This is a genomic window from Mycobacterium sp. E740 (assembly GCF_001672895.1).
In the GTDB taxonomy this organism is placed as follows: domain Bacteria; phylum Actinomycetota; class Actinomycetes; order Mycobacteriales; family Mycobacteriaceae; genus Mycobacterium.
Genome location: NZ_LZKP01000007.1, coordinates 1 through 22,476 on the forward strand (window position 1 = coordinate 1; position 22,476 = coordinate 22,476).

Annotated in this window: 20 protein-coding genes; 11 read left to right on the top strand and 9 right to left on the bottom strand. The window is 66.6% G+C overall.

Features of this window, described 5'->3' with window-relative positions:
• Nucleotides 1-251 precede the first annotated feature (251 nt).
• Nucleotides 252-863 (bottom strand): cysteine hydrolase, encoded by a 612-nt coding sequence (locus A5663_RS00285; RefSeq protein WP_068142911.1) that lies wholly within the window; start codon nucleotides 861-863, stop codon nucleotides 252-254.
• Nucleotides 860-1,858, bottom strand: coding sequence for an aromatic ring-hydroxylating dioxygenase subunit alpha (locus A5663_RS00290; RefSeq protein WP_068142912.1), 999 nt, complete (start codon nucleotides 1,856-1,858; stop codon nucleotides 860-862). Before A5663_RS00290 ends, A5663_RS00285 begins: the two co-directional genes overlap by 4 nt.
• A 167-nt stretch (nucleotides 1,859-2,025) precedes the next feature.
• Between A5663_RS00290 and A5663_RS00295 the strand changes: the two genes are divergently transcribed.
• Genes A5663_RS00295 through A5663_RS00315 form a run of 5 tightly spaced genes read left to right on the top strand, consistent with a single transcriptional unit; the run spans nucleotide 2,026 to nucleotide 7,250 of the window.
• The gene (locus tag A5663_RS00295; protein WP_156744218.1) at nucleotides 2,026-3,651 is read left to right on the top strand and encodes an NAD(P)/FAD-dependent oxidoreductase; all 1,626 of its coding nucleotides are present in this window, start codon (nucleotides 2,026-2,028) and stop codon (nucleotides 3,649-3,651) included.
• Entirely contained in the window at nucleotides 3,648-4,766 is a 1,119-nt protein-coding gene (locus tag A5663_RS00300) for an esterase (RefSeq protein WP_068142913.1), read from the top strand. Before A5663_RS00295 ends, A5663_RS00300 begins: the two co-directional genes overlap by 4 nt.
• Nucleotides 4,763-5,839 carry a phosphotransferase gene (locus tag A5663_RS00305; RefSeq protein WP_068142914.1) on the top strand — a complete coding sequence of 359 codons (1,077 nt, stop codon included), beginning with the start codon at nucleotides 4,763-4,765 and terminating at the stop codon, nucleotides 5,837-5,839. Before A5663_RS00300 ends, A5663_RS00305 begins: the two co-directional genes overlap by 4 nt.
• The gene (locus tag A5663_RS00310) at nucleotides 5,836-6,210 is read left to right on the top strand and encodes a nuclear transport factor 2 family protein (protein WP_068142915.1); all 375 of its coding nucleotides are present in this window, start codon (nucleotides 5,836-5,838) and stop codon (nucleotides 6,208-6,210) included. Before A5663_RS00305 ends, A5663_RS00310 begins: the two co-directional genes overlap by 4 nt.
• The gene (locus tag A5663_RS00315; RefSeq protein WP_369816566.1) at nucleotides 6,174-7,250 is read left to right on the top strand and encodes a TIGR03857 family LLM class F420-dependent oxidoreductase; all 1,077 of its coding nucleotides are present in this window, start codon (nucleotides 6,174-6,176) and stop codon (nucleotides 7,248-7,250) included. Before A5663_RS00310 ends, A5663_RS00315 begins: the two co-directional genes overlap by 37 nt.
• Here A5663_RS00315 and A5663_RS00320 read toward each other — a convergent pair.
• Nucleotides 7,240-8,736 (bottom strand): acyl-CoA carboxylase subunit beta, encoded by a 1,497-nt coding sequence (locus A5663_RS00320; protein ID WP_068142916.1) that lies wholly within the window; start codon nucleotides 8,734-8,736, stop codon nucleotides 7,240-7,242. The two genes, A5663_RS00315 and A5663_RS00320, sit on opposite strands and share 11 nt — an antisense overlap.
• A gap of 85 nt (nucleotides 8,737-8,821) precedes the next feature.
• Here A5663_RS00320 and A5663_RS00325 point away from each other — a divergent pair, with 85 nt between their 5' ends.
• Together A5663_RS00325 and A5663_RS00330 are read left to right on the top strand one after the other, a co-directional pair.
• A complete protein-coding gene (locus A5663_RS00325) occupies nucleotides 8,822-9,850 on the top strand; it encodes an LLM class F420-dependent oxidoreductase (RefSeq protein ID WP_068142917.1) in 1,029 nt (342 codons plus the stop codon).
• Nucleotides 9,851-9,863: 13 nt separating this feature from the next.
• Nucleotides 9,864-11,099: a cytochrome P450 gene (locus A5663_RS00330; protein WP_068142918.1), complete on the top strand. Its 1,236-nt coding sequence runs from the start codon at nucleotides 9,864-9,866 to the stop codon at nucleotides 11,097-11,099.
• Here A5663_RS00330 and A5663_RS22405 read toward each other — a convergent pair.
• The 4 genes from A5663_RS22405 to A5663_RS00345 form a co-directional block, all read right to left on the bottom strand.
• The gene (locus A5663_RS22405; protein WP_082973866.1) at nucleotides 11,096-11,287 is read right to left on the bottom strand and encodes a YbdD/YjiX family protein; all 192 of its coding nucleotides are present in this window, start codon (nucleotides 11,285-11,287) and stop codon (nucleotides 11,096-11,098) included. The genes A5663_RS00330 and A5663_RS22405 overlap by 4 nt on opposite strands.
• Nucleotides 11,233-13,524 (bottom strand): carbon starvation CstA family protein, encoded by a 2,292-nt coding sequence (locus tag A5663_RS00335; RefSeq protein WP_068142919.1) that lies wholly within the window; start codon nucleotides 13,522-13,524, stop codon nucleotides 11,233-11,235. The genes A5663_RS22405 and A5663_RS00335 overlap by 55 nt, the downstream gene beginning before the upstream one ends.
• A gap of 49 nt (nucleotides 13,525-13,573) precedes the next feature.
• Nucleotides 13,574-15,121, bottom strand: a complete 1,548-nt coding sequence (locus A5663_RS00340; RefSeq protein ID WP_068142920.1) for an ATP-dependent DNA ligase — start codon at nucleotides 15,119-15,121, stop codon at nucleotides 13,574-13,576.
• Nucleotides 15,122-15,251: 130 nt separating this feature from the next.
• Nucleotides 15,252-16,790, bottom strand: coding sequence for a molybdopterin-dependent oxidoreductase (locus tag A5663_RS00345; RefSeq protein ID WP_068142921.1), 1,539 nt, complete (start codon nucleotides 16,788-16,790; stop codon nucleotides 15,252-15,254).
• Nucleotides 16,791-16,893: 103 nt separating this feature from the next.
• Here A5663_RS00345 and A5663_RS00350 point away from each other — a divergent pair, with 103 nt between their 5' ends.
• Together A5663_RS00350 and A5663_RS00355 are read left to right on the top strand one after the other, a co-directional pair.
• On the top strand, nucleotides 16,894-17,661 hold the full coding sequence (locus A5663_RS00350) for an SDR family NAD(P)-dependent oxidoreductase (protein WP_068142922.1): 768 nt from the start codon (nucleotides 16,894-16,896) through the stop codon (nucleotides 17,659-17,661).
• Between the two features lie 36 nt (nucleotides 17,662-17,697).
• Nucleotides 17,698-18,762 carry a phosphotransferase family protein gene (locus A5663_RS00355; RefSeq protein ID WP_068142923.1) on the top strand — a complete coding sequence of 355 codons (1,065 nt, stop codon included), beginning with the start codon at nucleotides 17,698-17,700 and terminating at the stop codon, nucleotides 18,760-18,762.
• On the opposite strand, the gene A5663_RS00360 is transcribed toward A5663_RS00355, so the two are convergent.
• Nucleotides 18,759-19,529 carry a sulfite exporter TauE/SafE family protein gene (locus A5663_RS00360; protein ID WP_369816567.1) on the bottom strand — a complete coding sequence of 257 codons (771 nt, stop codon included), beginning with the start codon at nucleotides 19,527-19,529 and terminating at the stop codon, nucleotides 18,759-18,761. The genes A5663_RS00355 and A5663_RS00360 overlap by 4 nt on opposite strands.
• A gap of 197 nt (nucleotides 19,530-19,726) precedes the next feature.
• Here A5663_RS00360 and A5663_RS00365 point away from each other — a divergent pair, with 197 nt between their 5' ends.
• Entirely contained in the window at nucleotides 19,727-20,245 is a 519-nt protein-coding gene (locus A5663_RS00365; protein ID WP_197503249.1) for a homocitrate synthase, read from the top strand.
• Here the strand turns inward: A5663_RS00365 and A5663_RS00370 are convergent.
• The gene (locus A5663_RS00370) at nucleotides 20,228-21,706 is read right to left on the bottom strand and encodes a cytochrome P450 (RefSeq protein WP_068142924.1); all 1,479 of its coding nucleotides are present in this window, start codon (nucleotides 21,704-21,706) and stop codon (nucleotides 20,228-20,230) included. The genes A5663_RS00365 and A5663_RS00370 overlap by 18 nt on opposite strands.
• A 116-nt stretch (nucleotides 21,707-21,822) precedes the next feature.
• Here A5663_RS00370 and A5663_RS00375 point away from each other — a divergent pair, with 116 nt between their 5' ends.
• Complete coding sequence (locus A5663_RS00375) at nucleotides 21,823-22,464, top strand: TetR/AcrR family transcriptional regulator (protein ID WP_068142925.1); 642 nt, start codon at nucleotides 21,823-21,825, stop codon at nucleotides 22,462-22,464.
• The last annotated feature ends 12 nt before the right edge of the window (nucleotides 22,465-22,476 follow it).

Sequence of the window (22,476 nt, forward strand, 5' to 3'; positions counted from 1 at the left end):
CCACATCCGCGAATTCGCCCGGGTCAAACCGACTGTGGGAGCCCCGGAGATGGGCCGCTTCATAGCGGCAGTGCGCAGGTTGCAGGACATCACCGTCTCGTGTGATCCCGAGCCTGCGCTGTGGGACGACACCGCCGCGCTGCTCGAGGACGTGTGCGCACTGCCGCTATGAAGCGGCCCATCTCCGGGGCTCCCACAGTCGGTTTGACCCGGGCGAATTCGCGGATGTGGTCCTCGATATCGGTCACTGACTACTTCCAGGTGTCGATCAGTTCGTCGGTGGTGGTGATCGTCGCCAGCAGCGACAACGTGTTGTCGATGATCGCATTCGAGTACTCGGTGGGGATGCCTGCCACCGCGTCACGCGGCACGACGACGCGGTACGCGGCGTTGACGGCGTCCATCACCAGGTTTGTGATCGCGACGTTGACCGACACCCCGACAGCGACGATCGTCGAGACCCCGAGATTGCGGAGCACGGCGTCCAGATCGGTGCCGCCCATCGGGCCGATGCCGTGCCACCGGCGAAGCACGACGTCGGACGGTCGCGGTCCGAGCTCGGGGAGCAGCTCGGCGCCCGGTGTGCCGGGGGTGATCGCGACCCCGCTGCCGATGGTGAAGATCTTCGCGTTGTGGTTGGCGCCCTGACCGTCGGGCCGCCGCTGGACCAGGCAGTGCACCACCCTCAGTCCGGCGTTGCGCGCGGCGGGCAGCAGCCTTTCGATGTTGGGCACAGCTTCGCGTCGGGCTTCCTCGGCCAGAGCTTTGAGGCCGGCGTCGGGGCCGACCACTGCACCCTGACACTCCTGAGTGACGATCGCGGTGTGGGCGGGTGCGGCGATCTCGCCCAGGTCGACTCTCATACCGGAGCCGGCGCCTCGTAGAACTGCGTCGCCCACTTGCGCATGGCCATATAGGGCTTGGCGTCCACCTTGGACAGCGCGGGTCGTTCGACGTACTCCTGGTAGCGCCAGATGTTGAGGTCGTCCCACACCGTGCCCATGAACTGCCGTTCCACCTGCTGGCGCACCGAGTCCGGCGGTATGTCCGACGTGTCGCCGGGGAGCCGGGGCCACCAGATCGAATAGAACATGTCGGAGTAGCCGTCCTCGACAGGAGTGCAGGCGAAGATCAGCCGGTGGTTCGACGAGCCCTCGAACGCGCTGATCGCGAAACCCAAGCCGGAGAAGTGGCTGTGGATGTACAAGGCCATCTTGTCGGGGTCGTCGCTGCGCACGTCGGGCCAGCCGGTGAGGAAACGCCACTCCTCGTCGACGGCCTCCCACTTCAGGCAGACCGGGGTGACGGTCGCCCCGTGGACGTAATGGAAGTGCGCGCTGTCCGGACCGTTCTCCGCGACGATCTGCGGATGCACCGGCTCACGCTCGGCGCGGCTCGAAAACTCCGGAAACGGACGGTAATACGCCTCCGGATCGGTGGGGAACTGCGGAAACTTGTGAAACAGATCGGGCATCTCCCATTGCGGGTCTTTGCCGTCGGGTTGATGCCACGCGAAGACGCAGCCGTACTGCTCGACGACCGGATAGACGCGCAGTCGCAGGGCCTTGTTGGGCCGGTCGGGCTGGTAGGGGATGTAGCGGTTGGTCCCGTCCGGGCCCCACCGCCAGCCGTGGAAGGGACATTCGACGCAGTCACCCACGACCTTGCCGCCGTGGCCGATGTGCGCACCGAGATGCCGGCAGTGCGCTGAGAGCACATGCAGCTCACCGGCCTCGTCGCGGTAGGCCACGAGGTCGTCGCCGAAATACCGCAGCGGCCGCGTTTCACCTGCGGGGAATTCCGCGGACCAGCCGATCATGAACCAGCCGGTGACCTTCCAGGTGAACGGTACTTTCATGCCCAGTCGCCTCCCGCGTCCGCGAACTAATGGAACAGCTTACTGTAGCGGTTTCAGGAGTTGGCGCATCGTGGCTGACGGAGAGGTTTACCGGAAAAGCGCCAGCCGGCCGGGGAGATACTGTAATAGTTACAGTATCTCCGCTTCCACACGTGAGGTGCTGACTTGTGATCACAGCCGACACAGCTCGCTTTGACGCGATCGTCATCGGGGCCGGGTTCTCCGGTCTGTACGCGCTGCATCGGCTGCGTGCACAGGGGCTGCGGGTGGTCGTTCTCGAGAAGGCCGAGAATGTCGGCGGCACTTGGCTTTTCAACCGGTACCCCGGTGCGCGCTGCGACATCGAGAGCATCGAGTACTCCTACAGCTTCTCCGACGAGATCCAGCAGGAGTGGGTCTGGACGGAGACGATGCCCGCTCAGCCCGAGATCGAGGCGTATCTGAACTTCGTCGCCGACCGCCTCGACCTGCGGCGCGATATCCGCTTTCACACCGAGGTCGTCGCGATGACGTTCGACGAGGCCGCCGCACAGTGGGACGTGCGCACCGCGGCCGGCGAGACCCTCGCCGCACCCTTCGTCGTCGCGGCGGCCGGAATCCTGTCGGTGCCGAAAGAACCGGACATTCCGGGGATGGACACATTCGAAGGGCTGTCGCTGTTCACGAGCAAGTGGCCCAAGGAGTCCGTCGACCTCACCGGCAAACGGGTCGGCGTCATCGGTACCGGTTCCACCGGAGTGCAACTCATCCCCGTCGTCGCCCAGCAGGCCGGCCACCTCACGGTGTTCCAACGGTCACCCGCGTACACGCTGCCGTGGCGGGTGCGGCCTTTCGACGACGGCGAACTCGACGAGTTGAAGGCGAACTACGCCGAGATCCGGGCGGCGCAGCGCGAACACGCCGTCGGCGCTGCTCGGCTCAGTGCGTTTTCGGTGATGTTCGAGATGATGGCCAAACCGCCGCTGAAGTCGGCGTCGCGCGAGGACCAACTGCGTGCCGTCGAGGAAGGTGGCGTGATCGGCGCGCTCAGTTGGGGCGATGTCTTCTTCGACATCGAGGCCAATCAGATGGCCGCCAAGCTCTACGGCGAGGCCGTGGCTCGCATCGTCAAGGACCCCGAGACAGCGGCGGCCCTGACGCCCTCACATCCCTTCGGGTGCAAACGCCCGATCATCGACCAGGGCTACTACGAGACCTTCAACCGCGGCAACGTGTCGCTGGTCGACCTGCGCCGAGGGCCGATCGTCGAGGTCACCCCGACCGGAATCCGCACCGAACAGGGCGAGTACGAACTCGACGTCATCATCTACGCCACCGGATTCGACGCGATGACGGGGGCGATGACCCGGATCGCGGTCACCGGCCGCGACTCGATGTCGCTCGCCGACTTCTGGACGACGGAGGGACCGTGCGCCTACCTCGGCATCGCGGTGGCCGGCTTTCCGAATCTGTTCATCGTGCAAGCTCCCGGAAGCCCCGCGCCGGCAAGCAATTTCGTGACCGCGCTCGAACAACATGTGGAGTGGATCGGCGATTGCATCGCCTATCTGCGGGGCCACGGCCATCGCACCATCGAGGCACTGACGGACGCCCAGCGCGAGTGGATCGAGCACACGGCATCGCTCGTCGCCCCGACCGTGCTCGTCCATCCGACGTGCAACTCCTGGTACAACGGTGGCAACATGCCCGGCAAGAAACGGATGTACATGGGTTACGTCGCAGGGATTCCCGAGTACCGACGACGCTGTGATGAGGTTGCCGAAGCCGGATACAGCGGGTTCAAGCTCGCATGAGGGTGGCCGAGCGTGTTCACCGAATCGGTCGCGACTTCGTCGGCGTGCTGCCGCGCGCACATGCCGCCGTACGCGGGGCCGATGACTGGGAACCGTGGACGGCGAAGGGTGTTCGTCAGCTGGGCGAGGTGGCGCTCGACGAGTTGGCGCTGACGGGCCTGACACTGACCGCGCCGCCACCGAAGCTCGAACGTTCGGTCGACTCGTGTGCCATCGCCGCGGAGCAGCTGTCGCCCCTCGGCGCCATGGGTGTGCACACGGAACCGGATCCGTTGCAGCCGAACTCGATCCACCGGCGTCGCTTCGGCCGCAGCCGATACGAACAGGTGGTCTTCGAACACGACCCGCACCTGCCAGGCCCGCTGGCTGCCGAGGGTTACGGCGACCCCGCCGCCGCAGTGGTGCACGTGTGCCGACACGGCAACGAGCGAAGGCCGTGGCTGGTGTGGGTGCACGGCGCGGGCCAGGGCACGCCGATGGATCTGCTGTTCTCCCGGGCCCGCCGGCTTCAGGAGCGACTCGGCTACAACATCGCGATGCCGGTGCAGCCCGGCTGCGGAGTCCGGCGTCATCAACCGCCGTCGTACCCGAACATGGACCCGTTGAACAACCTCGCGGGCCTGATCCGGGTGGTCTCCGAGGTGCGCGCGGTCGTGCGCTGGCTGCGCCCGCAGGCGAGCAGCGTTGTGGTTTCTGGAGTTTCGATGGGCAGCCCGGTGGCGGGGCTCGTCGCGCATCTCGAGCAGGTCGACGCCGTCGCGGTGTACACCCCGATCTTCGGACTCAACGCGATGATTGCCGCGCACCTGGGCAGGTGGGGTCCATCCGTGTTCGAAACCGCCGATCTGCTGCGGTCAGAACCCGTCGAGCAGATGATGTCGCTGGTCGACTACCAGGCGCTCGAGCCGTCCGCACCGCCCGATCGGCGACTGATCGTCGGAGCCTGGCATGACCGGATGGCGCGCCGCGAGCCCGCCGAGCAGTTGCACTACCGCTGGGGCGGTGAGATGTACTGGCACCCCGGCAGCCACGTCGGACACCTGCTCGCTCCGGGCGTGCAGGCCGCTTCAGAGCGCTTCCTCGAATCGGTCGCTGCGCAGGACAGTCGGCCGTGACGTCGAGCACCGCCGCCGTCCCCGCCGGTATCGACGGGCTGGATGCCCGCTGGCTGACCCAGGCGCTGCGGTCCGACGCCGACCTCACCGGTGCGACGGTGGAGGATGTGCGCGTCGAGCAGATCGCAGTGGACAGCGGATTTTCGTCGCTGCTGTACCGCTTGCACCTGAGCGGTTCCGAGCTCCCACCCACGCTGATCGCCAAGCTGCCCGCGCAGTCCGAGGCGCGCGGCGCGATGGACCTGCTGGGCGGCTACCGGCGCGAATTGGCGTTCTACCGCAACGTCGCCGGGCGCGCGCCGATGCAGACGCCGCGTGTCTACACCGCCCGGATGGCTGACAACGGAGTCGACTTCGTGCTGCTGCTCGAGGATCTCGCGGACTGGGACAACGCCGACCACCTGGCTGGGCTCTCGATGCCCCAGGCCCGCACGTGTATCCGCCAACTTGCCGGATTGCACGCGTGGTCGTGTCAGAAGAGTAATTCGGTTGTGCTCGAGCACTTTCCGAGCATCGACACGGCGATTGCCCGTGACCTGCTGCTGCCCGCGTTCGCGCCGGGCTGGGACATCTATCGCGCGCACACCGAGGCTGCGGTGCCCGAACCGATCGCCACGTTCGCCGAGCGCTTCGCGCAGCGCGCGGGCGAGGCGCTGTCGGTGCTCACCGAACGTGACATGCTGCTGCACGGCGACATCCGCGCCGACAACCTCTTCTTCTCGGGCGATCAGATGAAGGTCGTCGACTTCCAGTTCGCCTCACGCGGCGCGGGCGCGGCGGATTTGGCGTACCTCGTCACGCAGGGCCTGCCCAGCGCGGCGAGGACGGGACACGACGAGGCGCTGCTGCGCGAGTATCTCGAGCACGTCGCGGCGCACGGCGTCACCGATTACGGGTTCGACGAAGCGTGGCGGCACTACCGGTTCGCGGCTGTCTACCTGATGGTCCTTCCCGTCATCACCCTCAACGGCTGGGACGCTCTTCCCGACCGTTCCAGACGGCTGTGCCTGACGCTCACCGATCGGGCGGTCGCGGCCATCGACGCCATCGACGCTCTGGAGGTGTTCGCATGACCCGGTCGGCCCGCGAAGTCGTCGAGCTGTACAACCTGGTGGTCTGGAACGAGCGCGACTTCGCGCTTGCTGAGGAGTTGTTGGGCGACACCGTGATCCGCCACGACGTGGGCGAGGTGACGACGCTGACCCATGCTGAGGCCGTGCAGCGCGTCAAGGACAGGTGGGCGATGTTCGACGCGTTGCGCTTCGATCTGCCGATCGTCGTCGCGGGCGACGACGGTGAGCACGTCGCGATCGTCTACCAGATGACGAGCAGGCTCACCGGTGGCGACGACATGCCGATCGGCAGCATGGAAGTCTTCCGGGTAGTCGACGGCAGGATCGTCGAAGTGTGGAACTGCGGCTACAAGCAAGGAGTTTGGGCGTGACGGACCGGGTGCTCGACGAACTGGGCTACTACCTGCTGGCCGGCGCGGGAGGGGAAGGCCCGGCCAGTCTGATGGACGAGGCACGGCGCGGTGAGGTTCTGGGGTTCGGCACCGCGTTCATCTCCGAGCGGTGGAACGTCAAAGAGGCGTCCTCGCTCGTCGGCGCGGCCTGTGCGGTGACCTCGCGCATGCAAATCGCGACGGCCGCAACGAATCACAACACTCGTCATCCACTGATCACCGGTTCATGGGCCACCACGATGCACCGGCTTTCCGGAGGACGCTTCACCCTCGGCATCGGGCGCGGTATCGGCGCCATCTACGGCGCGTTCGGGATCCCTGCTGTGACCACCGCGCAGATGGAGGACTTCGCCGGCGTCATGCGCAGGTTGTGGCGCGGCGAGCTGATTTTCAACCACGACGGTCCCATCGGCAAGTACCAGGTGCTGTTCCTCGACCCGGACTTCGACGAGGACATCAGGCTGGCGATCGTCGCGTTCGGTCCGCAGACGCTGGCGCTGGGCGGCCGGGCGTTCGACGATGTCATCCTGCACACCTACTTCACGCCAGAGACGTTGCAGCGCGCGGTCAAAACGGTCAAGGACGCCGCCGAACAGGCGGGCCGGGACCCTGCCCGCGTGCGGGTGTGGTCATGCTTCGCCACGGTCGGCGACCATCTGCCCGAGGAGCTGCGGCTGAAAAAGACGGTCGCCCGGCTGGCGACGTACCTTCAGGGATACGGCGATCTGCTGGTTTCTACAAACGGCTGGGATCCGGCTGTGCTGCAGCGCTTCCGGGATGACAAGGTGGTGCAGTCGATCCCCGGCGGTATCGACCACAAGGCTTCTGCCGAGCAGATCGAGCACATCGCGACGCTGATCCCGGACGAATGGCTCGAGCCGGCCGCCACCGGCTCGCCGCAGCAGTGCGTCGAGCGGGTTCGCAAGGAGTTCGACTACGGCGCCGACGCGCTCATCATGCACGGGGCCACGCCCGACGAACTCGAACCGATCGTCGCCGCATACCGCGCTACGGCGTGATGACAGTGCGGGACACCGGTTCTGCGGCGGCCTGACGACTGTAGACGCCGCGCCGCAGCGCCGCCAGTAGGGCGTTGCGGGTCTCCTCGGGATGGATGAGGTCGTCGAAACCGAGGTGGCTCGCCGACCGGAACGACGCTTCGACCTCCAACTTGCGCAGCCGCGCCTCGACATCCTCGCCTGCGTGAGAGGCCTTGCTGAGCGCAGCCGCGCTCATCGCGCCCATCGTCGCGCCGGGGTAGGCGAACGTCGCGCTCTGGTTGTCGAACCCCAACAGCGACATCACCATTGACCCGAAACCATAGGCCTTGCGCAGCGTGACATGCAGCTTGATCGTCGTCGCGGCCGTCTGCGCGGCGAACATCCGCGCACCGCTGCGCAATACACCCGTTTTCTCCGACCGGCTGCCGGGCAGCATGCCGGGATTGTCGGCCAGGAACACGATCGGCAGGTGGAACGAGTCGGCCACGGTGATGAAATGCGCGGCCTTGTCGGCGGCGTCGGCGTCGATCGAACCGGCGAGCACCTTGGGCTGGTTCGCCACCACTGCGACGGGATGGCCGCCCAGATGGGCCAGTGCGCAGATGATCGCCGGACCGAACTTCGGCTGCACCTCGAACCAGTCCGGTTGGTCGAACACCACGTCGAGTACGCGCCGCATGTCGTACACGCGCCGGTTACCGCGGGGCACGATCTCCAGCAGTTCGGCGGTGGAGCGCGGTTCGGCTGCCTCATCGGTGGCAAGCGCCGTCGGATAGGACCATGCGCTGGGCGGGAAGTAGGACAGGTAGCGACGGATGTCGTCGAGCACGGCCTCGTCGTCCTCGGCGAGGTTGTGGATCACGCCGCTGGCCAGCGCGACGCCCGGCCCGCCGAGGTCCTCTTTCGAGATCTCCTCGCCCGTCGACTCTTTGACCACCGGCGGCCCGGCCGTGAAGATCGCGCCCTGGCGGCTCATGATCGTCCAGTCGCAGACGGGCGCGACGAGCGCGCCGTGGCCGGCCGAAGGTCCCAGCAGACCGGCGACCATCGGCACCTTGCCGGAACACTGCGCCTGGGCGAGCAGGTCGGTCGGTGTGCGGCCGTAGTGCTCACCGCTGGGCCGAAAGCCTGCCCCTTCGAGCAGCATCACCAGCGGAATCCTGTCGCGTAACGCCAACTCCGCCAACCGGTATCGCTTTGCGTTACCGCCCGGCCCGATGCTGCCCGCCAGGGTCGTGAAATCCTCTGAGCCGACCATCACCGGCTTGCCGTCGATGAGCCCGGAGCCGGCGATGATGCCGTCGGCGGCGATGTCTCCGCCGACCAGCGTGCCGAACTCGCGGAACGTGCCCTTGTCGAGGAGATGGTCGAGGCGTGCGCGGGCGTCGAGTTTGCCCTTGCCGTGGTGCTTGGCCAGTCGTTCAGTGCCGCCCATGCCGTGGGCATGCCGGCGTCGACGGGACAACTCGTCGAGCGTGTGCCCCCAACCTTCGGCGTCGGTCATGACAACTCCTGTCCTCGCACGGCGATCGTCGCACCGGAACGTCCTCGTTGACCATACTGAATTGCTTACTGTAGCGTCTACGACCATGCTGAGCGGCGCCGGCCTGAAGGTCGACGGGGCGGTTTCGAGCCAACTGGCCAACGTCGCGGGGGCGGCGAGCGCGCTACAGCGACGCGGTTACGACGGGTGCTGGACGGCCGAGGTGGCCCACGACCCGTTCCTGCCGCTGACGCTCGCGGCCGAGCACACCGAAACCTTGGAACTCGGCACCAGCATCGCGGTCGCATTCGCCCGTAATCCGATGACTGTCGCCAACATCGGCTGGGACCTGCAGGACTTCTCGCGCGGACGCCTGATCGTGGGCCTCGGCTCGCAGATCAAGCCGCACATCGAGAAACGTTTCAGCATGCCGTGGAGCCAGCCGGTGCGCCGGATGGGCGAATTCGTCCGTGCGATGCACGAGATCTGGACGTGCTGGCACGAGGGGACGCGGTTGCAGTTCGAAGGCGACTTCTACACGCACAAGCTGATGACGCCGATGTTCACCCCGGAACCGCACGACTACGGCATGCCCAAGGTGTTCCTGGCCGCGGTCGGTGAGGCGATGACCGAGATGGCCGGCGAGGTCGCCGACGGGATCCTGGTGCATGCGTTCACGACTAAACGATATTTCGAGGAGGTGACCGTCCCGGCGCTGCAGCGGGGCATGACCCGGTCGGGACGACGGCGCAGCGACTTCCAGGTTTCCTGCCCGATCTTCGTGGTGACCGGGTACGACGAGCAAGCCCTCATGGCTGCCGCCGTCGCCACCCGCAAGCAGATCGCCTTCTACGGTTCGACTCCGGCGTATCGCAAGGTGCTCGAGTTGCACGGCTGGGGTGAGCTGCACAGCGAATTGCACCGGCTCAGCCTCGACGGGGAGTGGGACACGATGGGCACGCTGATCGACGACGAGGTCCTCGACGCCTTCGCCGCCGTCGCGCCGATCGACAAGCTGGCGGCCAAGATTCGGGATCGGTGTGACGAGGTGATCGACCGGGTGATGATCGGCTTTCCCTCCACGATGCCCGACGAGACTGTGTCTCAAGTGATTCGAGACCTGCGCGAACCATGAGCGAGGAGGAGCCATGAGCACTCGTGTCATCGACGAAGCGGCGAAAGTGTTGGCCGATCCGGCGGTCTACGCCGACGAGCCCAAGCTGCATGCCGCGCTGGCGCACCTGCGCGCCACCGCCCCCGTATCGTGGGTGGACGTTCCCGGGTATAGGCCGTTCTGGGCGATCACCAAGCACGCCGACATCATGGCGATCGAGCGTGCCGACACACTGTTCACCAACTCGCCACGACCGGTGCTGATGACGCAGGAGGCCGACGAACAACAGGCTGCGGTGGGCATCAACACGCTGATACACATGGACGATCCGCAGCACCGGGTGATCCGTGCGATCGGCGCCAACTGGTTCCGGCCGAAAGCCATGCGCGCGTTGAAGGTTCGTGTCGACGAGTTGGCCAAGCGGTTCGTCGACGGCATGCTGGAGTCAGGCCCGGAATGCGACTTCGTCCAAGAGGTCGCAGTCAACTATCCGCTGTACGTCATCATGTCGATGCTGGGGTTGCCCGAGTCGGATTTCCCCCAGATGCTCAAGTACACCCAGGAACTCTTCGGCAACGACGACGCCGAACTACAGCGCGGCACGACGAAGGAAGAGCAGATGATGGCTCTGCTCGAGATGTTCGCCTACTTCACCGACGTCACGGCCTCGCGCCGCCAGAATCCAACCGAGGACCTCGCCTCCGAGATCGCCAACGCCACGATCAACGGCGAACCGCTGTCCGACATCGAGACGGTCTCCTACTACGCGATCGTCGCCGCTGCCGGTCACGACACCACCAGCGCCGTCGTCTCCGGTGGCCTGCAGGCGCTGATCGAACATCCCGATCAGTTGGACCGCCTGCGAGCAGACATGAGCCTGATGCCGTCGGCCGTCGAGGAGATGATCCGCTGGGTGACTCCGGTGAAGGAGTTCATGCGAACAGCTCGCGCTGATACCACCGTTCGCGGGGTGCCGATCGCCGAGGGCGAATCAGTGCTCCTGTCGTATGCGTCGTCGAACCGCGACGAGGACGTCTTCGACGAGCCGTTCCGATTCGACATCGGTCGTGAACCCAACAAGCACAACGCATTCGGGTACGGTGTGCACTTCTGCCTCGGTGCCGCGCTGGCCAGGATGGAGATCAACAGCTTCTTCAGCGAGCTCGTCCCGAGGTTGACATCGATAGAGCTCGCCGGCCAGCCTGAACACATCGCGACGATCTTCGTCGGCGGGCTCAAGCACCTGCCGATCCGCTATGAGTTGACTTAACAGCAGCGAGCGGCCGGGTTGGCCTCAGTGGCGGCGTGCCGCATTCGCCAGTATTCGCGTTCGGAGAGCAGGGGTTCACCAGGATGGGTACGCGACCGGTGCTCGACGTAGCGGCGGTAGTGGGTGTCACCCATCAATTCGCCACAGTACCAGGCGATTTGCTGGAAGACTTCGACAACGCGTCCCACTGTTTGGCCACCTCCTTCTCCGGCTTGGTCATGACCAGACCCGACGGGCCGAAGAGCCGCGACGGCACCGGTTCGTCCTCAGTCGTCGGCAACGCGGTGCCGCGGAGTGTCCGCACCACCATGATGATTCCGGCGACGAACACGATCAGAACAAGCACCGCGAACACAACCGACAGCGTGCCCTGGATGAACGTGTTGCGAATGACCGCGTCGAGTTGGTCGGCGTTCTTCGCCGCGCCGAACGCCGTCTTACCCGCCTCCATCGCGTCGCGGTACTGGAAGTGCTGCGTCCAGTAGCCGACCTTCGGATCGCCCGAGAAGATCTTCTGCCACGACGCGGTCATCGTCACCGTCAGGTCCCACAACAGCGGGACGCCTGGTATCCACGCCCATTTCAGCAAGCCCTTCTTCACGACCACCACCGTCACGACCGTCAACGCGATTGCGGCCAGCAGTTGGTTGGCGATGCCGAACAGCGGGAACAGCGTGTTGATGCCACCGAGCGGATCGGTAACACCCATCAGCAGGATGCTGCCCCACGCCGCCACCACGATCAGGCTGCAGATCCACGCTCCCACACGCCAACTCGGGTCTTTGAGCCTGCGCAGCGGACCACCCACGTTGCTCAAGCCATCGGAGAGCATGAACCGGGCTACCCGGGTGCCGGCGTCGACGGTGGTCAGGATGAACAGCGCCTCGAACATGATCGCGAAGTGGTACCAGAACGCCTTGAGCGTGTCACCGCCGAAGACCTTGCTGAGAACCTCGGACATGCCGAACGCCAGCGTCGGCGCACCGCCGGTCCTGGAGACGATCGACTCCTCGCCGACGCTCTCGGCGGCTGCAGTGATCTGCTCGGCGTTCACCGGCGGGCTGTCGACCGGCAAGCTGTTGACATAGGCCGCAGCGGTCTGCGCGGTGGCTCCCGTCGAGGCCGCGGGGGCGTTGATCGCGAAGTACAGGTGCTGATTGAGGATCGCCGCGGTGATCAGCGCCATGATCGCGACGAACGACTCGGTGAGCATGCCGCCGTAGCCGATCAGGCGCATCTGTCCTTCCTTCTCCAACAGTTTGGGCGTGGTGCCCGAGGAGATCAGCCCGTGAAACCCTGACAGTGCGCCGCAGGCGATCGTGATGAACAGGAACGGGAACAGCGAGCCGGCGAACACCGGACCCGTGCCCTGACCGGCGAACGCCGAAACCGCCGGCGCCTCCATGACCGGTCGGGCCAACATGATCCCCACCGCCAGCAGCGCGATGGTGCCGACCTTCATGAACGTGGAGAGATAGTCGCGGGGCGCCAGCAGGAACCACACCGGCAGCACCGAGGCGGCGAACCCGTAGACGATGATGGCCCATGACAACGTCACTTTCGAAAGCGTGAACCAGTCGGCGCCCCAGGTTGTTTCGGCGACCCAACCGCCGGACACGACGGCGAGCAGCAGCAGGACGACACCGATCAGCGAAACCTCCGACACCCGGCCCGGGCGGAGGAACCGCAGATACAGGCCCATGAAGATCGCGATCGGAATTGTCATCGCGATCGAGAAGACGCCCCAAGGGCTTTCGGCGAGCGCGCCGACGACGACCAGCGCCAGCACCGCCAGCAGGATCACCATGATGCCGAGCACGCCGACGATGGCGGCCACGCCGCCGATCGTTCCGAGTTCGTCGCGGGCCATCTGACCGAGCGAGCGACCGCGCCGCCGGGTGGAGATCGCCAGCACGAGATAGTCCTGGACGCAACCCGCGACCACCGCACCGATGATGATCCAGACGGTGCCGGGCAGATAACCCATCTGCATGGCCAGGACTGGGCCGACGAGTGGTCCGGCACCGGCGATCGCCGCGAAGTGGTGGCCGAACAGCACCCGTCGATCGGTAGGCATGTAATCCGTGCCGTTCTCGAACAGCTCTGCGGGAGTGGCATGTTCGTCGTTCGGGCGGACGATCTTCATCTCGATGAGCCGGGCGTAGAACCGAAAACCGATGACGTAGGTGCAGATCGCGGCGATCACGAACCAGACGGCGTTGACCGTCTCGCCGCGGAAGAACGCGATCACCGCCCATGCCACTGCGCCGACGACGGCGATGATTCCGAAGATGATCCGATGCCGGACGGTGATCGGCGACCTGTCGATGATCGCTACCGGAGGCAGATCCTCGTCGGTGCGGATGTAGGTGACGTGGCCGTCGGTTTCTTCGGTGCGCTTGACGGCCGCGGTGGGGGATGCCATGAGGCGATCTTTTCATCGGCCGCGCCGGTGCCACGTCAAATCCGCGGCTTTAGCTTCCGCGCTGGTAGAAGGTGCGCACTGTGTCGATCGTGTCGGCTTCAGCGGGGCTCTTGTCGTCGCGGTAGCGAAGCACCCGGGCGAACCGCAAAGCCATCCCGCCGGGATAGCGTGAGGAGCCCTGGACGCCGTCGAACGCGATCTCGACGACCTGCTCGGGGCGCACCCTGACGACGTAACCGTCGGTGGGGCCGACGGCCAACTCGAGGAACCGCGCCGTCTGCCATTCGAGCATCGCGTCGGTCATCCCTTTGAAAGTCTTTCCGAGCATGACGAATTCACCGGTCTCGGGATCTCTGGCGCCGAGGTGGATGTTGGACAGCTTGCCGGTGCGACGGCCCGAGCCCCATTCCACCGCCAGCACCACGAGGTCGAGGGTGTGCACGGGCTTGACCTTGAGCCAACCGGCGCCGCGGCGTCCCGCTTCGTAGGGGGCATCGAGCGATTTGGCCATCACACCCTCGTGGCCCGCAGCAAGTGTTGCCTCCAGGAAGCCCTCGGCCTGGGCGGCGTCGGCGGTGATGAGACGGTCGACGCGGTTCGCCTTCGGCACCAGCGCGTCCAGCACCTCGATGCGCTCCCTGGTCGGCTTGTCGAACAGGTCGACACCGTCGACGTGCAGCAGGTCGAAGACGAAGACCGACAGCGGCTGTGCCGCCGCGGCGGCAGCGATGTCGGCGGAGCGACCGAAGCGCGACGCGGTCACCTGGAAGCGGTGCGGACGTCCGTCGGGCCGCAGGGCGATCGCCTCGGCATCGGCGATCAGGGTTGTGACGGGTAGGGCCAACGCCGCGTCGACCACCTCGGGGAGGCGCGCGGTCACGTCGTCGAGGCTGCGGGTGTAGACCGAGACCGTGTCACCGGACCGGTGCAGCTGTACACGGGCGCCATCCAGCTTCGCCTCGAAAACGGCTGTGCCACCAAGGCGTTCGAGCGCTTCGCCGACGCCGGCGGCCGTCTGCGCAAGCATCGGGCCGACGGGTCTGCCGACGGTGAGCGTGAACTGTTCGAGCGCTACCTCGCCGTCGGTCAGCGCAGCGGCCGCGACGGCGGGCAGTTCACCGCCGAGCATCGCCGCGCGTCGCACCGCGGCAGCCGGAACGTCTGCGGCTTTGGCGACTGCGTCGGCCATGACGCCGATCAGCGCACCCTGGCGCAACTCGCCGCCGAGCAGCCTGCGCAGAAACGTCTGCTCCGCTGCCGTCGCGGTGCTGAACAGTTCGCCGAGCAACCCGCTACGCCGCGCCTGGGATCCCTTGCCCGCGACCTGCCCGATCTCGGTGAAACGCGCATGCACGTCCGGGACCGTCAGAACCGCCGTCGTCGCCGGAGGCGGCAGTGAGCGCAAAGCGGCCCACCCGACGCCGATCTGGCGCTGGGGCAGTTCACCCGACAGCCACGACACGACGATTGACACCTGGCCGGCGTCGTCCTCCTCGCCGACGCGGCGCAGCAGATCGGCGATCCTGGCGGTCTTGGCCAGCCGTGACGACGAGGCGCCGACGTCGGCGGAGGCGGTGGCCACGTCGAGCAACTGCACGGGTTCAGCCTGTCACGGGTCCCTCGTTGAGCGCGTGGGCCCACACGCCAGTAGGGGATGACCGCATTTGTCCGTACTTTTCCGGCGTGTCGGTGTACAGACACGGTCACTCGCGCCAAAGGAGGGCTGGTCACGAGACGGTGAAGTCGACGCTGTGCCAGCCGGTGGCGCCGTCGGGCACGGGCGCGGCGACATCGCCGGTCTGCACGGCACCGGTGTTGTCGGTGGCCCGAACGGTGACAGTGTGGCGTCCCGGCTGGGTGGCCTGCCACTTGAAACTCCACAATCGCCAGGTGTCGTTGGAGTAGGCCGCGCCGAGATTGGCTCGCTGCCAGTCTCCTTGGCGGTCCGGGCCGTCGATGCGTACCTCGACGCCGCGCACCCCGCGGTGCTGCGCCCAGGCCACGCCGCCGAATGTCACCGCCCCGCGGGGTATCTGCTGACCGCTGCGTGGTACGTCGATCCGCGACGACGTCTTGATCGGCCCGCGCGCCGACCAACCGAGTCGCGTCCAGTACGCCTCGGCCCGGTCGAACCGCGTCACTTCCAGGTCGACGACCCACTTCGTCGCCGAGACATAGCCGTACAGGCCCGGCACCACCAGCCGCGTGGGATAGCCGTGCTCCGTCGGCAGCGGCTCGCCGTTCATGCCGACCGCCAGCATCGCGTCGCGATCGTCGGTGAGCGCGTCGACCGGAGTGCCCGCGGTGAACCCGTCGATCGACGTCGACAGCACCATGTCAGCGTCAGGATGAATCCCAGCTTCGGCCAACAGGTCTCGGGTTCGGTAGCCGGTCCACGTCGCATTGCCGATGAGGTTGCCCCCGACCGGGTTCGACACACATGTGAGCGTGACCAGCTTCTCGACGACGTCGAACCTTTCCAGATCGGCGAAGCGGTAGGTGATCTCGTGATCCACCATGCCGTGAATGCGCAACTGCCAGTTCTCGCGGCTCAACTGCGGAACGGCGAGCGCGGTGTCGATGCGGTAGAAGTCGGCGTTGCTCGTGACAAACGATGGCAACGCAACGCCTTTCGGCTGAACGGTCGGTGGCACGGGCGCAGCGGCCACGTCGATCGGCGGCAGCGCAAAGGCGTTGCGGTCGCCCGCGACGGACGTCGTCAGACGCGCGAGCACGACGCCGGCGACACCCGTCAGCGCCCCTGCCCCGAGGAAGCCCAGCGTCACCAGCGACAGCCGTCGTCCGTGGTCTGGACCGTCGTCGGCGGGTTGTGGCGCGTCGGTGAACCGGCCCGAGACGAGCAGGCGCAGCACGGCCACACCGCACGCGGTTCCGACCACGGTCGGCACGACGTCCAGCAGGTTCGATCCCGCGCGGGACAACACCGCAGCGCACCCGGCGACGCCTGCCGCGCCGATCGCCACGCTGCCGATCGGGAGGCGTTTCGTCTCGAACGCCGCCGTCGCCGCGGCCAGGACCGCGATGACCGCGAGCACGAGCATCGAAAGGACGAGTTTGTCTGTGGTGCCGAAGCTCTGGATCGCCCATTCCTTCACCGGGCCGGGCGTCAAATCGATGACACTGGAGCCCACCGCGGTGCGCGCGTCGGCCTGCGGACCTACGAACGCGGCGAGGAGTTGGGTCACTCCGAGAGCGACCGCGGCCGCCGCTATCCCGCCCATCGCGGTCGTGCTGCGGGCCGTCATGCCGCCAAAGTACTCACGTTGGCGACCCGAGAGGCTTACCGAAGGGTGACGTCAGCTAGGTTGCTTTACGATTCGGGCATTTTTTGGAAAGGGGAGACCCCAGGTGGAGATCTCGGGCAAGAAGGCGATCGTCGTCGGCGGTGCATCGGGCTTCGGCAAGGCGACGGCCGAGTTGTTGGCGCAGCGCGGCGCGGATGTGGCGGTGCTGGACCGTCCGCAGTCGAAGGGCAAGGAGGTGGCCGACGCGATCGGCGGCTCCTTCTTCGAGGTGGACGTCACCGACTTCGAAGGCACGGAGAAGGTGCTGAAGGAGGCCATCGACTCGCTGGGCGGACTGCACATCATCGTGACGACGGCCGGCGGCGGCGCCGCGGAGCGCACCGTCAAGAAGGACGGCCCGCACAGCCTGGACACGTTCCGCAAGTGCGTGGACCTCAACCTCATCGGCACCTTCAACATCAGCCGGCTGGCGGGCTGGCAGATGAGCCAGCAGGATCTCGTCGACGACGAGCAGGAGGAACGCGGCGTCATCATCAACACCGCCTCGATCGCCGCGTTCGAGGGACAGATCGGGCAGGTCGCCTACACCGCGTCCAAGGCCGCGATCGCCGGGATGTGCCTGACGATGGCTCGTGACATGGGCAGCCTCGGCATCCGGGCGCTGGCGATCGCGCCGAGCCTGTTCGCCACCGGCCTGACCGAGGGCATCCCCGACGAGTTCGCCAAGGCGCTGACCAAGGATGCGGCTTTCCCGAAGCGGCTGGGTAAGCCGGAGGAGTACGCGAAGCTGGTCGCCGCGATCGTCGAGAACCCGATGCTCAACGGCCAGTGCCTGCGGCTGGATGCGGGCCAGCGCTTCGCCCCCAAGTAAACCCGTGGCTGCCGGGCGGTCTGACACGATGACTGCATGCCCGACGACGTGCCTGTGCTGCCGACACTGAGTCAGGACGACCAGGCGGCGCTGCAGAAGTGGGCCCGACAGCGGGGGCTGGGGTCGACGGTGAGCGACGTCGAACCGCTGACCGGTGGAACGCAGAACATCGTGGTGCGGCTGCGCGTCGACGGCCGGCCCATGGTGCTGCGCAGACCGCCGGCGCACCCGCGGCCGACCAGTGACAAGACGATGCTGCGCGAGATCGCGGCGCTGCGCACACTGGCGGGCACGCCGGTGCCGCACCCCGGCTTCATCGCCGGGTGCGACGACCTGAGCGTCCTCGGGGTGGTGTTCTACCTGATGGAAGAGGTCGACGGCTTCAATCCCGGCGACGACATGGCGGAGGCCTACGAACGCGACCCGGTCATGCGCCATCAGGTGGGGCTGTCCTATGCGGCGAGTCTGGCGATGCTCGGGCAGGTCGAGTGGGAAGGCAGCCCGCTGGCCGAACTCAAGCGGCCCGGTTCGTTTCTGGAGCGCCAAGTGCCGCAGTTCCTTCGGCTGCTCGAAAGTTATCGGCACGACCGGTACGACCCCGAGTCGCTGGCCGTGACCGAGCTCGCCGAGTGGTTGTCGTCGAACCTGCCGCCGGAAGGCAGGCCCGGCGTCATGCACGGCGACCCGCATCTGAGCAATGTGCTGCTGCGTCGCGACAGGCCGGAGCTGGCGGCGTTCGTCGACTGGGAGATGTGCACGATCGGCGACCCGCTGCTGGACCTGGGCTGGATGCTGATCTGCTGGCCGCTGGAAACCAACACGATCACGGCGGGCGCGCGGCTGGCCGCGCTCGGCGGCCTCGCCAGCCGCCGAGAACTCCTCGACGCCTACCTCGGCGCCGGTGGCCGCGAAACATCCCACCTCGACTGGTACATCGCGATGGCGTGTTTCAAGCTGGGCATCGTCATCGAGGGCACCTGGTCGCGCTTCCTGGTCGGTCAGGCGAGCCGAGACGCGGGGGAGCGGCTGCACGCGAACGCGCAGAACCTCATCGACCTGGGCACCCGAGTCGTCAAGGGCGACAGCCCGTTCCAGCTCTAGCCCCGGTATGCGTCCACTCCCAGCTTGACCGCCAGCGCGACACCCGCAACTCCGATCAGCACCCGTAACGGCCCGGCCGGCGCATGCCGGACGACGATCGGCCCCAGGCGAGATCCGATGAGGCAGCCGAAGCCCAGCACCAGCACCGCCCACCAGTGCACCGGCGCCAGCGCTGCGAAGATCACCGCAGCGACCGCGTTCGCCGCGCCGAGGATCACGTTCTTGCCCGCGTTGGCATGCGCGAGCGACTCATGGCCGGTGCGCAGGAGGAGCGCAAGCAACAGCACCCCCGCGGCCGCGCCGAAATAGCCGCCGTAGAGACAGATCAGCAGGATCGCGGTGAACTCGAGAAGTGCTCGGGCGCGGTGACGCTCCGGCCCATCAGCAGAAGTATTGCGCGGCAACAGGATTGCGATCGAGGCGATGCCGAGCAGGATCGGTACCACCTTCTCGAAACCTTCGGCAGGTGTGGACAGCAGCAGCGCGGCGCCGGCCGCGCCGCCGAGCACGGCCACCGGCGCGGTGCGTCTGATCCAGCGGCCCTGGCCCTCGAGCTCAGGACGTGATCCCAACACCGATCCCACGCCGTTGAACACCAGCGCCACCGTGTTGGTCACATTCGCGGTCACCGGAGGCAGACCGAACAGGAGCAGGGCCGGATAGGTCGCCACGGAGGCCAGCCCGGCGATACTGCCGGTCAAGCCGCCGAGGACGCCGGCGGCGAACAGCAGTGCCCAGTTCACCGGCGGCCCGACGACATCCGCCACACGTTACGGCCCTCGATGTAGCCGGAGCCACGAGGCGGCGAAACCCCTTTGCGGTCGGGTAGCCCGCCGTCTACGATCGGACGCGTGCCGAGGCGACTCGTAGTAGCAACCCGCAGCGGGGTCTGATCCTGACCGACCCCTCGCTGTGGGTCGTCGCTACGTAGTCGGTCACTTCCTCACCAAGAGAAGACCGGCATATGACCATCTCGTTCGCAACAGAATCTGCTATCAGCGCAGCGCCGCCCACGTTCGCGGCTCACATCGACGCCCCGATACCGCGTGGCCTGCGCGAGGAGGCCGACGCGATGTCCTTTGAATCGTTTCTCGCCGAGTACTCACCCAGTTCGGGCCCGCTTCGACTGGGCGCATGGAGTCGCGCCGACGGTGATCGCCCCGCCACCCGGTTGGGCCCACAGGCGCGCAACTATCGGGCGACGCTCGCGATCGGCGACCGGATCTGCACGACATCGGCGGCGGCATCGGGACCCGTCGCCGCGCTGACGGCGATGCTCTACGAGAGCGGAATCTCGGTGGAAATGACCGCTTTTCACCAGATGCACGCCGGCGAACGCACCGCGACGTTCATCCGTGGCTCCGACGGTATGCGCGCCGAATGGGCCATGGGACTTTCCGACGATCCGACGCACTCAGCGTTGAGCGCGGTGATCGCCTGCGCCAATCGGCTGCTGGCGAACGCGTCAGTGCAGCGGGCGTAGCACGATCGGCATGCCGTCCATGGGCACGGGCATGCCGGCGTAGTCGTAGCGCGGTGTGTAACCCGGCCGCGGCAGCTCCAGGCGGTACTTGCGCAGGAGTCGGTGCATCACGGTCTTGATCTCGAGTTGGCCGAAAACCATGCCGATGCACTTGTGCGCACCGCCGCCGAACGGCGCGAACGCGTAGCGGTGTTTCTTGTGTTCGGAGCGGGGCTCGGCGAAGCGGTCGGGGTCGAACTTGTCGGGATCCGTCCACAGCTCCGGGAGCCGGTGGTTCATGCCGGGCCAGGTGACGATGTTGGTGCCCGCCGGAATGTAGTAGCCCAGCAGGTCGGTGTCGCGAACCGCCTGGCGAACGTTGAACGGCAACGGGGTGACCAACCGCAACGACTCGTTGATCACCAGGTCGAGGGTCTCGAGCTTCTCCAGCGCCTCGATGTCCAGCGGCCCGTCACCCAGCCGCGAGGACTCGTCGCGGCAACGTTCCTGCCACTCGGGGTTGGCCGCCAGGTGGTAACCCATCGTGGTGAGCGTCGAGGTCGAGGTGTCGTGCGCGGCCATCATCAAGAAGATCATGTGGTTGACGATGTCGTCGTCGCTGAACCTGTTGCCGTCCTCGTCCTCGCTGTGGCAGAGCACGGTGAGCATGTCGGTGCCGCCTGAGTTCCGGCGCTCTTTGACCCGCTCCTCGAAATAGTTCTCCAGCACCTTGCGCGCCTGCAGGCCGCGCCACCACTTGAACGGCGGCACGCTGGTCCTGATGATGGCCCCGCCGGCGCGCGTCGTCGTGGTGAAAGCCTGGTTCACCTTGGTGACCAGCTCGTGGTCGGTGCCCGGTTCATGTCCCATGAACACCACCGAGGCGATGTCGAGAGTGAGTTCCTTGAGCGCCGGATGCAGGAGGAAGCGCGGGTCGTTGGCGACCCAGTCCTCGGCCACCACCTTGGATGCGACCCGGTCGATGTGTTCGATGTAGCCGGACAGCCGGGTTCGGGTGAACGCCTCCTGCATGATCCGGCGATGGAACATGTGCTCTTCGAAGTCGAGCAACATCAGGCCGCGGTTGAAGAACGGGCCGATGACCGGGTGCCAGCCCTTTTGCGAGTAGTCCTTGTTCTTGTTGGAGAAGACGGCCTGGGTGGCGTCCGGCCCCAGCGCGGACACCGACGAGAGGGCGGGGGAGTACGCGTAGTGGACGGGCCCGTACTTGCGGTAGACGTCCAGTACATAGTCCGGACCGCCCCGGAACGCCTCGATCATGTGCCCGACGACCGGCAGGCCGGCATCGCCCATGACCGGTTTGAGGCTGCTTCCCGGCGGCGGCTCAGCCAGTGTGAACTGCTTCCACTCGCGGTTGTTGAGGCGCTTCTCGATCGGCCCGAGCGGCAGGTTGTTCAAGGTGGGGGTGAGGCGCCGCTTCGCCTGGTCGAGCAGGTAATCCGTGGTGCTGATCGTTGCCATTCGTTCTCCTGAACCCAAGGACTGTGGCCGTTGTCACTCTGATCATCATCCTGGATGGCAGACTTGACGCATGTCAAGTTTTGTCCTGCGGCGGCGCGGTGCGAAGGTCTAGGACGATGACCGCTCAACCAGCACCGCAATCGCGCCGCAGTCGCGGCGACCGGCAGCGCGACGCGATTGTCAACGCCGTGCGCGAACTGGTGCAGGAACGCCCCTTCGCCGACCTCTCGGTCAGCGCGATCAGCGAGCGTGCCGGTGTCGCCCGGTCGGGTTTCTACTTCTACTTCGATTCAAAGTATGCGGTGCTCGCGGTGATCCTCGCTGACGCCGGGGAGATGCTCGACAGCCTGACCCACCACTTCGCCCCGCGGGAGCCTGGTGAGACGCCCGCGGCGTTCGCCAAACGGATGGTCGGCAGCGCCGCCGCGGTCTACGCCAATGACGACCCGGTGCTGTCGGCGTGCGCGGTGGCCCGCAACACCGACGCCAAGATCCGCGAGATGATGGACGACTTCTACGACGGCATCATCGAGAAACTGATCGCGCTGCTCGAGCAGGATGCCGATGCGCAGCCGATCTCCGATGATCTGCCGGCGCTGGTGCGCACGCTGGCTGCGACGACGACGATGACGTTGACCCACGACAGCAGCTTCGTCGGCCGCGGCATCGACCCGAACCGCGCGGTCGAAGCCCTCGAGCGGCTGTGGATCGCCGCCTTCTGGGGCAGCTCCCAACCGAGGGGTGGTCAAGGGCGCTAGCACAGTATCCTC